Consider the following 13680-nt stretch of genomic DNA (forward strand, 5'->3'; position numbering starts at 1 on the left):
CTTCTTCCTACCCCTCATGCCCGGCCGGCCGCGCACGCTGCAGTTCCGGGAAATCCTCTTCGCGAAATTCGACGCCGCGCAGATGGTCGGTGCGGTCGTCATCATGCTCAAGCCGGCGCAGTTGCACGCGGCGAATCTTGCCGGAGATCGTCTTCGGCAACTCGGTGACGAGCTCGAGCCGGCGAATGCGCTTGAACGGCGCCAGCCGCGCCTGCAGATGCTCGAAGATCGACAGTGCCGTGGCACGCGAGCGCTCGGCGCCGGCGACCAGGAGTACATAGGCTTTCGGAATCGCCAGCCGGATCGGATCCGGGCTCGGCACGACGGCCGCTTCGGCCACGGCGTCATGCTCCAGCAGCACGCTCTCGAGTTCAAAGGGAGAGATGCGATAGTCCGACGATTTGAACACGTCGTCGGAGCGGCCGACGAAGGTCAGATAACCGTCGTCGTCCTGAAACACGACGTCGCCGGTCCGGTAGCGGATGCCATCGGTGCCGGAGAGCTTGCCGTCCTCGGTTTGATAGCCCTGCATCAATCCCGCGGGCCGATCGGCACCAAGGGCCAGCGTGATCTCGCCCTCCTTCGCAAGATTGCCGTCGATGTCGGTGACCTCGACACGATAGCCCGGCAGCGGCCGGCCCATCGAGCCGATCTTCACCTGCTGTCCCGGCGAATTGCCGACGATCGCCGCGGTCTCGGTCTGGCCGTAGCCATCGCGGATGGTGAGGCCCCAGGCCGCGCGCACCTGGTCGATGACTTCCGGATTGAGCGGCTCGCCGGCGCCGCAGGCCTCGCGCAACGAGACCTTGAAGTCGGACAGATGCTCCTGGATGAACAGACGCCACACCGTCGGCGGCGCGCACAAGGTGGTCACGCCACAGCGGCCGACGGTGGCGAGCAAGGCCTTTGCGTCGAAGCGCGGCTGGTTGACCACGAAGATGGTGGCGCCGGCATTCCAGGGCGCGAAGAAGCAGCTCCAGGCATGCTTGGCCCAGCCGGGCGAGGAGATGTTCAAGTGGATGTCGCCCGGCTGCAGGCCGAGCCAATACATCGTCGAGAGATGCCCGACCGGATAGCTGCGATGGCTGTGGCGCACCAGCTTCGGCTTCGCGGTCGTGCCGGAGGTGAAATAGAGCAGCATCGGGTCATCGGGCTGCGTCGGAGCATCGGGCGCGAAATCCTCTGCAGCATCGGCCGCCTGCGTGAATGGCAGCCAGCCCTCGGGCGCGACGCCGTCGCCGACCACGATGCGGACGAGATCGTCGGCGCCAAGCGCCGCAAATTTCCCAACCTGGTCCTGTGCCGCGACCACCGCCTTGGCGCGGCCGCGCTCGAGCCGGTCACGCAGTTCATCGGTGGTCAACAGCGTGGTGGCGGGGATCACGACGACGCCAAGTTTCATCGCAGCCAGCATGGTCTCCCACAGCGGCACGACATTGCCTAGCAGGAGCAGCAGGTGATCGTCGCGCTTCAAGCCTTGCGCGCGTAGGAAGTTGGCGACCTGATTGGAGCGGCGCGACAGAGCGGCAAAGGAGAGCTTGGTCTGGCGGTCGTGCGCGGCGTCCACGATCCACAGCGCCGTGCGATCGCGGCTTTCGGGATCATGCGCAAGCTCCGCATCGAACCAATCCAGCGCCCAGTTGAACGGCACCGGATCCGGCCAGCGGAATCCCTTCACCGCCCCCTCGTAGTCGGTGCGATGCTGCAGCAGAAATGCGCGCGCTTCCTTGAAGGTCGTCATGGTTCGGCCAATTTGCGAACGTGCTGGATGACGCCCGAAAAGTCGACGCCACCATTCCCGGCGGCATCGAAGGCCTTGTAGATCTCCTGGGCGTGCTGCCCGAGCGGCGTCGCCGCGCCGGCCGCCTTCGCCGCATCCTGCGACAGCGTCAGATCCTTCAGCATCAACGCGGTGGCGAAACCCGGCTTGTAGTCGTTATTCGCGGGCGAGGCCGGCACCGGCCCCGGCACCGGGCAATAGCTGGTCAGCGACCAGCACTGCCCCGAAGAGGTCGAGGCGACGTCGAACAGTGCCTGATGCGACAGCCCGAGCTTTTCGCCGAGCGCAAAGGCCTCGCTCACGGCGATCATGGAAATGCCGAGGATCATGTTGTTGCAGATCTTGGCCGCCTGCCCCGCGCCAGCGCCGCCGCAATGGACGATCTTCTTGCCCATCTTTTCGAGGATCGGCTTGGCCTTGGCGAAGGCACCCTCCTCGCCGCCGCACATGAAAGTCAGCGTCCCGGCCTTGGCGCCACCGGTGCCCCCGGACACGGGCGCATCGACCGAGGCGATGCCGTGCTTGGCCGCGAGCGCATGCGCAGCGCGCGCGCTTTCGACGTCGATGGTGGAGGAATCGATGATCAGCGCGCCGTTCGACATCGCCGGCACCACATCGTTCCACACGGCCAGAACGTGCTTGCCCGCCGGCAGCATCGTCACCACGACCTCGGCGCCCTTCACCGCAGCTGTCGCGCTCTCGGCAATCTCGGCGCCGTCGCGCTTTGCCTGCGCCCGCGAGGCTTCAGCCAGATCAAACGCGAGCACCTTGTGGCCGGCCTTGACCAGATTGGCTGCCATCGGACCGCCCATATTGCCGAGGCCGATGAATGCGATCGTCGTCATTGTTGTTTCCTCCCCTCGGATATCAGTCTTATTTGCCTTGCGGGAATATCAGCTCGTCGGCGCCGATCTCGGCCAGATACGGCGCCAGCATCTCCGGCGTCACCTGACTGATGTCGGGCGGCGACCAGCGCGGATTACGGTCCTTGTCGATGATCGCCGCGCGGACGCCCTCGCGGAAGTCATCGCTGCGGAAGACTTCGAGCGCGGCGCGATATTCCCGCACCAGACAGTCCTGCAGCGAGCCTGCTTTGCGCGCCAGCCGCAGGAGCTTCAAGGTCACCACCATGCCACGCGGGGACTTCTCGCGCAGCGTCTTCAATGTCGCCAGCGCGAGCTCCGACCCGTCCTGCTCCAGCGCGACGACGATGTCATGCATGCTGTCGTACGCAAACCAGCGGTCGATCCGGTCCTGCAGCGCCGCGACCGGCCCCGATGCCTCGCCTGTGGCGACCCCGTCGATCAGCCGTTCGATGTCGCTGGACTGGGTACCGGGCTTTATCTTGGTCAGCACCTCGCGCAGCGCCGGCCATTTTTCCGACGGCACCACCGCGTCGGCAAAGCGGGCATGAATGGCATCCGGTCCGTTCATGGTCTGACCGGTCAGGGCGAAATAGGTGCCGAGCTCGCCGGGCGCGCGCGACAACAGCCAGGTGCCGCCGACGTCGGGGAAGAAGCCCAGGCCCACCTCCGGCATCGCGAGCTTGGTCTTCTCGGTCACGATGCGGTGCCGGCCATGGGCCGACAGTCCAACGCCGCCGCCCATCACCAGCCCATCCATGTAGGCGACATAGGGCTTCGGAAACGCGGCAATGCGCGCGTTCATGACGTATTCCTGGCGCCAGAACCGCTTGCCGAGATCGCCGCCGGCCCTGGAGCTTTCATAGAGCCCGCGGATGTCGCCACCGGCGCAGAGCCCGCGCTCACCGGCGCCTTCGAGGATCACCACCGCGACGTCCGGATCTGCCTCGAAGCGGTCGAGCGCGGCATCGATGCCGAGCGACATCTCCAATGTCATCGCGTTGATCGCCTTGGGCCGGTTGAGCCGGATGATACCGGCCGAGCCCTCGCGGCGCACGATCAGATCGCCTTCCGCCGCCTCGCTCACCGCGCACCCTCGATCAGCTTGCGCGACACGATCAGGCGCATGATCTCGTTGGTCCCTTCCAATATCTGATGCACCCGCAGGTCGCGAACGATCTTCTCGATGCCGTATTCGCTCAAATAGCCGTAGCCGCCATGTAGTTGCAGCGCCTGGTTGGCGACCTCGAAGCCGACGTCGGTGCCGAAGCGCTTGGCCATTGCGCACAGCATGGTGGCGTCATGATCCTTTCGGTCGAGCGCTGCCGCCGCGCGCCAGACGAAGGTCCGCGCGGCCTCGAGCTCGATGACCATGTCGGCGATGCGGAACTGCAAGGCCTGGAATTCGTCGAGCCGCTTGCCGAACGCCTTGCGTTCTCTCGTATAAGCCAGCGTCTTGTCGAGCGCGCTCTGCGCCCCGCCGAGCGAACAGGCCGCAATATTCAGGCGGCCGCCGTCGAGGCCGGCCATCGCGATCTTGAAGCCGATGCCCTCTTCACCCAGCCGGTTCGCCACCGGCACGCGCGCATTCTCGAACATCACCGCGCGGGTCGGCTGCGCATTCCAGCCCATCTTGCGCTCGTTGGCGCCGAACGAAACGCCTGGCGTCTTCGCATCGATGACCAGCGTCGAAATGCCGCCCGGCCCATCGCCGCCGGTCCGCACCATCGCGACCAGGATGTCGGTTGCCCCTGCCCCGGAGATGAACTGCTTCTGGCCGTTGAGCACATAGTCCTCGCCGTCGCGGACCGCGCGCGTGCGCAAAGCCGCAGCGTCCGAGCCGGCGCCCGGCTCGGTCAGGCAGTAGCTGGCGATCAGCTCCATGGTGCAGAGCTTCGGCAGATAACGCTGCCGCTGCGCCTCGGTGCCGAACGTGTCGATCATCCACGAGGCCATGTTGTGGATCGAGATGAATGCCGACACGGTCGGGCAGCCCGTGGCGAGCGCCTCGAAGATCAGTGCCGCGTCCAGCCGGCCGAGGCCCGAGCCGCCCACATCGTCGCGGATGTAGATGCCGCCCATGCCGAGGCTGGCGGCCTCCCGCATCACATCGACCGGGAAATGCTTCTCTTCATCCCAGCGCAAGGCATGCGGCGCGATCTTCTCTGCGGCAAAGGAGCGCGCCATATCGCGCAGTGCGATTTGATCCTCGTCGAGAGCGAAATGCATTCGTTCTCCGCGTTTCCCTGCTTTGTTGCTTGCCTCAGTCTATGACGCGCACACCGTCATCGCGAGGAGCGAAGCGACGAAACAATCCAGGCTGTCTCTGCGGAAACCTCTGGATTGCTTCGCTTCGCTCGCAATGACGGACAGAGCATCTTGACGAAAATGGGAGCCCTCACGGGCTCCCATCGTCGTCAACGCATCGTCGGGATCGAGAACTCCGCGCCCTCCTTGACGCCGGACGGCCAGCGCGAGGTCACGGTCTTGGTCTTGGTGTAGAAGCGGATCGAATCCGGCCCATGCTGGTTGAGGTCACCGAAGCCGGAGCGCTTCCAGCCACCGAAGGTGTAGTAGGCGATCGGCACCGGGATCGGCACGTTGATGCCGACCATACCGACATTCACCTTGGCGGCGAAATCGCGCGCGGCGTCGCCGTCGCGCGTGAAGATCGCAACGCCGTTGCCGTAATCGTGCTCGGAGGGCAGCGCCAGCGCCTCGGCATAATCCTTGGCACGCACCACCGACAGCACGGGGCCGAAGATCTCTTCCTTGTAGATGCGCATGTCCTTGGTGACGTTGTCGAACAGACAGCCACCCATGTAGAAGCCGTTCTCATAGCCCTGCATCTTGAAGCCGCGGCCGTCGACCGCCAAGGTCGCGCCTTCCTTGATGCCGATCTCGACATAGTTCTTGACGCGCTCGACGGCCTCCCGCGTCACCAGCGGTCCGAAATCCGCGGACGGATCAACCGAGGTACCGATCTTCAATGCTTCGACCCGCGGGATCAGCTTTTCCATCAGCCGGTCGGCGGTGGTCTTGCCGACGGGCACCGCCACCGAAACGGCCATGCAGCGCTCGCCGGCCGAGCCGTAGCCTGCGCCGATCAGCGCATCCACCGCCTGGTCCATGTCGGCGTCGGGCATCACGATGGCGTGGTTCTTGGCGCCGCCGAAGCACTGGCAGCGCTTGCCGTGCGCCGCGGCGCGCTCATAGATGTATTGCGCGATCGGCGAGGAGCCAACGAAGCCGATCGCCATGATATCCGGGTCTTCCAGGATGGCGTCAACCGCCTCCTTGTCGCCGTTGACGACGTTGAGGATTCCCGGCGGCAGGCCGGCCTCGATCATCAATTCCGCGAGCTTCATCGGCACGCCCGGATCGCGCTCCGACGGCTTCAGGATGAAGGCATTGCCGCAGGCGATCGCGGGCGCGAACTTCCACAGCGGAATCATCGCCGGGAAATTGAACGGCGTGATCCCGGCAACGACGCCGAGCGGCTGGCGCATCGAATAGATGTCGATGCCAGGACCGGCACCCTCGGTATATTCACCCTTCATCAGGTGCGGAATGCCGCAAGCGAATTCCACCACCTCGAGGCCGCGCTGGATGTCGCCCTTGGCGTCCGGAATCGTCTTGCCGTGCTCGCGCGCCAAGAGTTCGGCGAGCTTGTCGTAGTCGCGCTGGGCAAGCTCCAGGAACTTCATCATCACGCGGGCGCGGCGCTGCGGGTTGGTGGCGGCCCAGGCCGGCTGCGCGGCCTTGGCGTTTTCCACTGCCGCACGCAACTCGGCGCGAGAGGCCAGCGCCACCTTGGCCTGCACGTCGCCGGTCATGGGCTCGAAGACATCGGCCGTCCGACCAGACGTGCCCTTGACCTCGCGGCCGCCAATGAAATGACCGATCGAACGCATGCGTTTCCTCCGAAAATGAGCAGTGCCAGTTGGCCGGCATCTTGCAGTCTTTGAGGCGTTTGGGAAGGGCCTAAGCGCTGGACGGAGCTGCGAAAATGCCGCCCCTTGGCTGGGGGCCGAGAAAGTTCGCCCGCTGAGCTGCCATGTCGGCCGACTTCAGCGCTTCCGCGCGGTCGTCGCCTTTCCAGTCGTGCGCTTCTTGGCAGGCGCCGCCTTGGCGGTATCGCCGCCAGCTGTCGCGTTGGCCAGCGCCGCCTCGCGCCCGGCAGCCAGGACTTCGTCGGAGAATTCGCTATTGCCGGCGATGCGCGCCATCACCAAGGCCCCGATCAACGTCGCCAGCATCGCAGAGGCCCGCTTGCGCGCGGCCTTGCGCGAGACGCCCGGCACCTGGTCGGCAAACAGCTCGACCATCTGCTCGAGCTTGGCCGCAAATGCCTTGCGTGCCTTGGGGCCCTCACGGGCGATCTCCGCACCGAGTGCCGGCACTGCACAACCATGGCTCGCGTCATCGCGGTGCTGCGCATTCAGATAGCCATCCACGATCGCCGCGACCCGCTTCTCCGGCGCGAGATCAGCCAGCATCTTGTGCCATCCCTCCATCGAGCGGTCCATGGCATAGGTAAAGGCTTCGACGACCAGCGCCTCACGCGAGGTGAAATGCGCATAGAACCCGCCATGGGTCAGCCCGGCCTCCTTCATCAGGTCGGCGACGCCGACGCCGTGTGCTCCCTTCTCGCGCAGCCGCATCGACGCCTTGCGTACGATACGGGCGTGAGTCTCAGCCTTGTGTTCCGGAGAATACCGCATGGTCGTCCTAAGGAATGTTCCAGATCATATAATAACAGCCGCGAGGCTGAAGCGCTGCAGCTATTTCTTTGGCCGACGTTGATCTGGATCAAGATCATTGACATTTGTGCGATCAGGTGCGGAATTTCTGTCGCGTTGATGACCATAGGATTACGGGAACGACGATGGACATGTTCAATTCCCACTGTGGCGTGAACCGCGATGACCGCGGCGTCGTTCGGCTCACGATCTGCAACGCCGGCGCCCTGAACATCCTGAACTCTGCCGTGATCGAAGGCGTACGCGCGGGAATCGAGACGCTCGCGGCCGATTCAGGCATCCGCGTGCTCGTTCTTTGCGGCGCAAGCGAAAGAAGCCTGATCGGCGGTGCCGACATCCGGGAAATGGCTGGCCTCGATCAGACATCCGCGGAAACATTCATCGCGCGCCTTGCCGGTCTGTGCGAGGCCGTCCGCGCATTTCCTGCTCCCGTCATCGCGCGGATACCCGGCTGGTGCCTCGGCGGTGGGCTGGAGGTCGCGGCCGCCTGCGATCTTCGCATCGCCGCGGATACAGCGAAGTTCGGCATGCCAGAGGTGCGCGTCGGCATTCCCTCGGTGATTCATGCGGCGCTGCTGCCGCGGCTGATCGGCTGGGGCCGCGCGCGCCGGCTGTTGTTGACCGCCGAACTGATCGATGCGCCGACCGCACTCGCCTGGGGCCTGGTCGACGCCGTCGCGCCGGAAGAAGGTCTCGACGCCGAGGTCGAGCGTACGGTGCAGTCCCTGCTCGCCTGCGGAACAGAGGCGCTGCGCGCACAGAAGGCCTTGCTGCGACAATGGGAGGAACTGCCCCTGAAAGAGTCGATCGAGGTTTCGATCGGCGCTTTCGGGCGATCGTTCCTGACCGACGAGCCAAAGCGGCTGATGCGCGCGTTCATCGAGAGGAAGCGATAGGCCGGCCCCGCTGGCCCGGATCTGCTCGAAATCACCTTCCCCTTATGGACGCGCTGGGCAGACCGGCCGCGCCTCACGTCAAGTTGAGCCTCTCCGTCGCATTGCCTTTTTGGCGGCGCATTATATTATGATCATAATTTAATCGATCCAGGAGCTTCGCCATGGCCGCCTCGTCCGATCCCATCGTCATCGTCTCAGCCGCACGCACGCCGCTCGGCCGCTTCATGGGCGAATTGTCGCCGTTCAGCGCCAACAAACTCGGCGCGCATGTGATCAAGGCGGCCTTGGAGCGCGCGACGCTCGCACCGGAAAAGGTCGACGAGGTTTTCATGGGCAATGTGCTGCCGGCCGGCCAAGGCCAGGCGCCGGCCCGGCAGGCCGCGCGCGGCGCAGGTCTCCCGGATGCCACCGGAGCGACGACCGTCAACAAGGTCTGCGGCTCCGGCATGAAGGCGACCATGCTCGCGCACGACATCATCCATGCGGGATCGGCCGAAATCGTCGTCTCCGGCGGCATGGAGAGCATGACCAACGCGCCCTATTTGCTGGCGAAGGCCCGCGGCGGCTACCGCGCGGGCCATGATCGCATCCTCGACCATATGATGCTGGACGGGCTGGAAGACGCCTACGAGACCGGCCGTTCGATGGGCGATTTCGGCGAGGCCACCGCGGAGGCCTATCAGTTCACTCGCGCCGACCAGGACGCTTACGCGATCGAGACGCTGACTCGCGCCCGCCGCGCGGTGGAGGGCGGCGCGTTCAAAGCTGAGATCGCGCCGATCAGGGTGGTCGAGAAGTCAGGCCCGCGCGACATCGCCGACGACGAACACCCGCTCAAGGTCGATCCGGCCAAGATTCCGGCGCTCAAGCCGGCATTCCGCGCCAGCGGCACCATCACGCCAGCCGCCTCCTCTGCCAATGCCGACGGCGCGGCCGCGCTGGTGCTGGCGAAGCGCTCGCGGGCCGACCGCGACGGCCTGCCGGTACTTGCCGAGATCAAAGGGCACGCGACCCACAGCCAGGAGCCGCAATGGTTCACCACCGCGCCGATCCCGGCCATCCGCAAGCTGCTCGACAAGATCGGCTGGAGTGTCGGTGATGTCGACCTATTCGAGATCAACGAGGCCTTTGCCGTGGTCGCGATGGCGGCGCAGCGTGATCTCGGCATTCCGCGCGAACGGCTGAACGTCAATGGCGGCGCCTGCGCGCTCGGCCACCCCATCGGGGCCACGGGCGCGCGGCTGATCGTCACCCTGCTGCATGCGCTGGAGGCCCGCAACCTGAAGCGCGGGGTTGCTGCGCTCTGCATCGGCGGCGGCGAAGCCACCGCGATCGCAGTCGAGCGCATCGCGCGTTAGCGGCGATGTCCAAAAACGAGGGAAGTTCGCCATTTATGTCGGACAGACATCCCGCCAAGATAGCGCGCAACCTGTCACACCGACCTTCCGAGGCGATATGATTTCGAACTGGCTCGCGGCCGCGCTGTCCCGCCGCAACATCCATTACGGCTGGGTGATGGTCGCCGTCACCTTCTTCACCTCATTGGTCTCGGCCGGCACAGTGGGCGCGCCGGGCGTCTTCATCGTGCCGCTGCAGCACGAGTTCGGCTGGAGCACGGCGGAGATCTCCTCGGCACTGTCGATCCGCTTCATCCTGTTCGGGTTGATGGCGCCGTTCGCGGCCGCGCTGCTCAATCGTTATGGGCTGCGCAGAATCACCGTGCTGGCGCAATTGATCGTGGTCTCGGCCCTGCTCGCTTCGCTCGCGATGACGAAAGTCTGGCACCTCGTGGTATTGTGGGGCGTCGTGATCGGGATCGGCACCGGCATGACGGCGCTGGTGCTCGGGGCCACCATCGCCGCTCGCTGGTTCGTCGCACGCCGTGGTCTTGTTGTCGGCATCCTCACCGCAAGTGTCGCGACCGGCCAGCTTGCGTTTCTGCCGCTGCTCGCAAGCCTCACCGATCATCTCGGCTGGCGGATCGCGCTGGGGCTCGTCTGCATGATGCTCGCGGTGTCGGCGACAGCCGTAACGCTCCTGATGCGAGACCGGCCGAGCGATGTCGGCCTGCGGCCGTTCGGAGACAAGGGCACCGACCCCGTCGTCGCCCCAGCGCCGGTCACGGCGCCGATCCTCGGGGCCGCGCTCGGCACGCTGCGCGACGTCTCGCGCTCGACGGTATTCTGGATCCTGTTTGCGACGTTTTTCGTCTGCGGTGCCTCGACCAATGGGCTGGTGCAGGTGCATCTGATCCCGATGTGTCTCGACTTCGGCATTCCGCAGGTCCAGGCCGCCAGCCTCCTGGCCGCCATGGGCATCTTCGACTTCTTCGGCACGATCATGTCGGGCTGGCTGTCGGACCGCTACGACAATCGCTGGCTGCTGTTCTGGTATTACGGGCTGCGCGGGCTGTCGCTGGTGTTCCTGCCCTTCAGCGACTTCTCGTTCTACGGGCTGTCGCTGTTCGCCATGTTCTACGGGCTCGACTGGATCGCGACCGTGCCGCCGACGGTCCGCCTGACGGCACAACGGTTCGGAGCCGAACGGGCGAACCTGGTGTTCGGCTGGGTCTTTGCCGGCCATCAGCTCGGCGCCGGCGCGGCCGCGTTTGGTGCGGGCCTGTCGCGCACACTACTGGCGAGCTACCTGCCCGCCTTCTTCATCGCCGGCGCTCTCTGTATCGTCGCTGCGCTGCTGGTGCTTGCGATCGCGCGACAGGTCAAGCCGGCAGTCGCCTGAGCGAAGCCAATCGCGAGTGGCGGATCCGGTCCGCCATTCGCTATGTCCTCCTATTCGCCGCTACGGCCGCGTCGACATCGCGGCCGGTGGACCTGGCGTTCGCAGCGGCTCGGCCAGGCGCGCGAACTCGCAGAGCAGCGCGCGGGTCTTGCGCGGATCGATGATCTCCTCGACCCAGAACTTCTCGGCCGAACGGAACGGCGAGCGCAGCTTGTTCAGCCGTTCCTCGATCTCCTTCAGCTTCGCGGCAGGATCGGGCGCAGCGTCGATCTCGGCGCGATAGGCCGCCTCGATACCGCCCTCCAGCGGCAGCGAGCCCCAATAGGCCGACGGCCACGCATAACGGATCGAGAAGCGATCGGCCGGCTGGTGCACGACGCCCGCCACACCGAAGGCGTTGCGCATGATCACGGTGCACCAGGGGACCGTCGACTGGTTCACCGCCGCCATCGCGCGCACGCCGTGGCGGATGGTCGCCGCTTTCTCCGCCTCCAGCCCGATCATGAAGCCCGGGCAGTCCATCAGATAAACGATCGGCAGATGGAAGGTCTCGGCGAAGTCGACCCAGCGGATCACCTTCTGGCAGGCATCCGCCGTCCACGAGCCGCCATAGTGGAACGGGTCGCTCGCGAGCACCATCACCGCGCGCCCCTCAAGGCGCGCGAGGCCGATGATGATCGGCTTGCCGAAATTCTGCGCCACCTCGAAAAACGAGCCGTTATCGACCACCGCCTCGATGATCGGCCGCATCTTGTAGACTTGACGACGGTTGCGCGGCACCGCGTTGAGCAGCGCCTCATCGGCGCGCTGCGGATCGTCATGGCACGGTATGGCCGGCGGCAGCTCATAGACAGACTGCGGCAGATAGGACAGGAAGCGCCGCGCGCAGGCGAACACCTCCTGCTCGGTGTCGACGGCGTGATCGACGGCGCCGGCCCGGGTCTGGATGTCGGCGCCGCCGAGCTCCTGCTTGCCGAGATCCTGCCCCAGGCGCTTCACTACCGGCGGTCCGGCGACGAACATGGCCGACGACCTGGTCATGATCGAATAGTGGCTCGCAGCCAATCGCGCCGCGCCCAATCCCGCCACAGAGCCGAGCCCGAGCGCCACCACCGGCACACGCGACAGGTTCTCAGTCGTGAGCCGATACCAGCGATTGCCGCCAATGCCGCCCGGCAGATTCGCCGCGCCCTTGGTTTCGATCGTCCTCACCGAACCGCCGCCGCCCGAGCCCTCGATGATGCGGATGATCGGCAGGCGGAAATCATGCGCCATCTCTTCCGCCATCAGGGGCTTGGCGGCAATCGACGCATCCGCGGAGCCGCCGCGGACGGTAAAATCGTCGCCGACCACGACCACAGTGCGGCCGTCGATACGGGCGCGACCGAACACGCAGTTCGCGGGCGTCACATGTTTCAGCTCGCCCTGCTCATCATATTCGCCGAGACCGGCGATCGCGCCGATCTCGTGAAAACTTCCGGAGTCGATCAGCCCGTCGATCCGCTCGCGAACCGTGAGCCGGCCCTGGTCGCGCTGCCGCTTGACCTTGTCAGCCCCGCCCATCTCCCGCGCGAAGGCTTCGCGCCGGGCCAGTTCCTCGAGTTCGGGCCGCCAATTCATCCGCATCCTCCGTCCTGGTGATCTTATTGTTCTTGTGGCTGCGCTTTGCGGTCACCGGAAGCGGCTTTCTCTCCATGTGATTGTTGAACACGTCCCTTTCCGCGCCCTGCAGCAAAGCGCCGATGGTCCGGCCGAGTTCGAGCATCGGCGGCGCGACCTCATCGTGGAGCCGCTTCTCGTCGTACATCGCGGCCAACAGCCCGATCGTCAGCACGACGTAGGTCTGGTATTGCGGCGACCACAGCGGCAGCGCCAGCCCGTTGATATGCGGGCTCCACAGGCCGCAGGCCACGACATAGCCGTGCTCCTTCAGAAACTGCCGGTTATGCTCCAGCCGCGGCCGCAACAGCCTCGCCGCCTCCGGCATCTCCCGCTCCATTTCGGCCAGCAGCGCATTGCCCATTTCGGGCTCGAGAACCGCCATATAGGCGTGGCCGGCGGCCGTGCTCGCCATCGAGATCCGGCTGCCGGTCGTCTCCTGCAGGCCGACCGAATTCTCGGCGCGGCCGAACTCCAGATAGACCAGATGGAAGCGGTCGGGGATCACGAAGCCGATCGTGCCGGGCAATTGCTCGGCGACATCCTGGAGCCGTTGCCGGATCAAATGCCGCAGCTGCAAGCCACGTGTCAGAGACGTGCTCATCGCGACCGCACTCGGACCGATGCGGTATTTCTGATCGCGCGGCAGATAGACCAGCTGCCCCATTCGCGTCAGCGTGTGGGTCAGGCGCGAGACGGTCGAACGCGGCAGGCCACAGCGGTTGGAAATTTCCAGGTTCCCGAGCCGCGACTCGTGCCCTTCGAAACAGCGGAGCACATCGAAGGCCCGCGATACCACCTGAATGACCTCTCCCTCGCCGGCGATATCACCGGGGAGCATCCCCACCCTGCTCAGTCGCTCCGACCGTCGTCCCATGCGCTTCCCGTTCAATTCCGTATTGCGAAATAATATTCCGCTTGCAGAACAAGCTACCTCAGGCACTTTGCAGCTACAACAAGAAGCCGCACGCAAAACACGC

At 65.4% G+C, this 13680-nt stretch carries 11 protein-coding genes; 3 read left to right on the top strand and 8 right to left on the bottom strand.

Translation table 11 applies throughout. The annotated features are described in order from the left end of the window. Positions 1–7: 7 nt before the first annotated feature. The 6 genes from QX071_RS26320 to QX071_RS26345 form a co-directional block, all read right to left on the bottom strand. Complete coding sequence (locus QX071_RS26320) at positions 8–1741, bottom strand: AMP-binding protein (protein WP_315705297.1); 1734 nt, start codon at positions 1739–1741, stop codon at positions 8–10. Further along, the gene (mmsB, locus tag QX071_RS26325; protein ID WP_315705296.1) at positions 1738–2625 is read right to left on the bottom strand and encodes a 3-hydroxyisobutyrate dehydrogenase; all 888 of its coding nucleotides are present in this window, start codon (positions 2623–2625) and stop codon (positions 1738–1740) included. The genes QX071_RS26320 and mmsB overlap by 4 nt, the downstream gene beginning before the upstream one ends. 28 nt (positions 2626–2653) lie before the next feature. Continuing rightward, positions 2654–3730 (bottom strand): enoyl-CoA hydratase/isomerase family protein, encoded by a 1077-nt coding sequence (locus QX071_RS26330; protein ID WP_315705295.1) that lies wholly within the window; start codon positions 3728–3730, stop codon positions 2654–2656. Beyond that, the gene (locus QX071_RS26335; protein ID WP_315705294.1) at positions 3727–4872 is read right to left on the bottom strand and encodes an isobutyryl-CoA dehydrogenase; all 1146 of its coding nucleotides are present in this window, start codon (positions 4870–4872) and stop codon (positions 3727–3729) included. The genes QX071_RS26330 and QX071_RS26335 overlap by 4 nt, the downstream gene beginning before the upstream one ends. A 188-nt stretch (positions 4873–5060) precedes the next feature. Then, positions 5061–6557, bottom strand: a complete 1497-nt coding sequence (locus QX071_RS26340) for a CoA-acylating methylmalonate-semialdehyde dehydrogenase (RefSeq protein ID WP_315705293.1) — start codon at positions 6555–6557, stop codon at positions 5061–5063. Between the two features lie 156 nt (positions 6558–6713). Further along, the gene (locus tag QX071_RS26345; protein ID WP_315705292.1) at positions 6714–7367 is read right to left on the bottom strand and encodes a TetR/AcrR family transcriptional regulator; all 654 of its coding nucleotides are present in this window, start codon (positions 7365–7367) and stop codon (positions 6714–6716) included. Positions 7368–7531: 164 nt separating this feature from the next. Here QX071_RS26345 and QX071_RS26350 point away from each other — a divergent pair, with 164 nt between their 5' ends. The 3 genes from QX071_RS26350 to QX071_RS26360 all read left to right on the top strand — a co-directional run bounded on the left by QX071_RS26350 (position 7532) and on the right by QX071_RS26360 (position 11041). Further along, on the top strand, positions 7532–8302 hold the full coding sequence (locus QX071_RS26350; protein ID WP_315705291.1) for an enoyl-CoA hydratase: 771 nt from the start codon (positions 7532–7534) through the stop codon (positions 8300–8302). Between the two features lie 161 nt (positions 8303–8463). Beyond that, positions 8464–9660, top strand: a complete 1197-nt coding sequence (locus QX071_RS26355; protein WP_315705290.1) for an acetyl-CoA C-acyltransferase — start codon at positions 8464–8466, stop codon at positions 9658–9660. 97 nt (positions 9661–9757) lie between these two features. Further along, positions 9758–11041 (top strand): MFS transporter, encoded by a 1284-nt coding sequence (locus QX071_RS26360; RefSeq protein ID WP_315705289.1) that lies wholly within the window; start codon positions 9758–9760, stop codon positions 11039–11041. Positions 11042–11101: 60 nt separating this feature from the next. On the opposite strand, the gene QX071_RS26365 is transcribed toward QX071_RS26360, so the two are convergent. After that, positions 11102–12661 carry an acyl-CoA carboxylase subunit beta gene (locus QX071_RS26365; protein WP_315705288.1) on the bottom strand — a complete coding sequence of 520 codons (1560 nt, stop codon included), beginning with the start codon at positions 12659–12661 and terminating at the stop codon, positions 11102–11104. Then, a complete protein-coding gene (locus tag QX071_RS26370) occupies positions 12591–13577 on the bottom strand; it encodes an IclR family transcriptional regulator (RefSeq protein WP_315705287.1) in 987 nt (328 codons plus the stop codon). Before QX071_RS26370 ends, QX071_RS26365 begins: the two co-directional genes overlap by 71 nt. Between the last annotated feature and the right edge of the window lie 103 nt (positions 13578–13680).

The sequence above is a fragment of the Bradyrhizobium sp. SZCCHNS1022 genome (genome assembly GCF_032484835.1).
Taxonomy (GTDB): domain Bacteria; phylum Pseudomonadota; class Alphaproteobacteria; order Rhizobiales; family Xanthobacteraceae; genus Bradyrhizobium.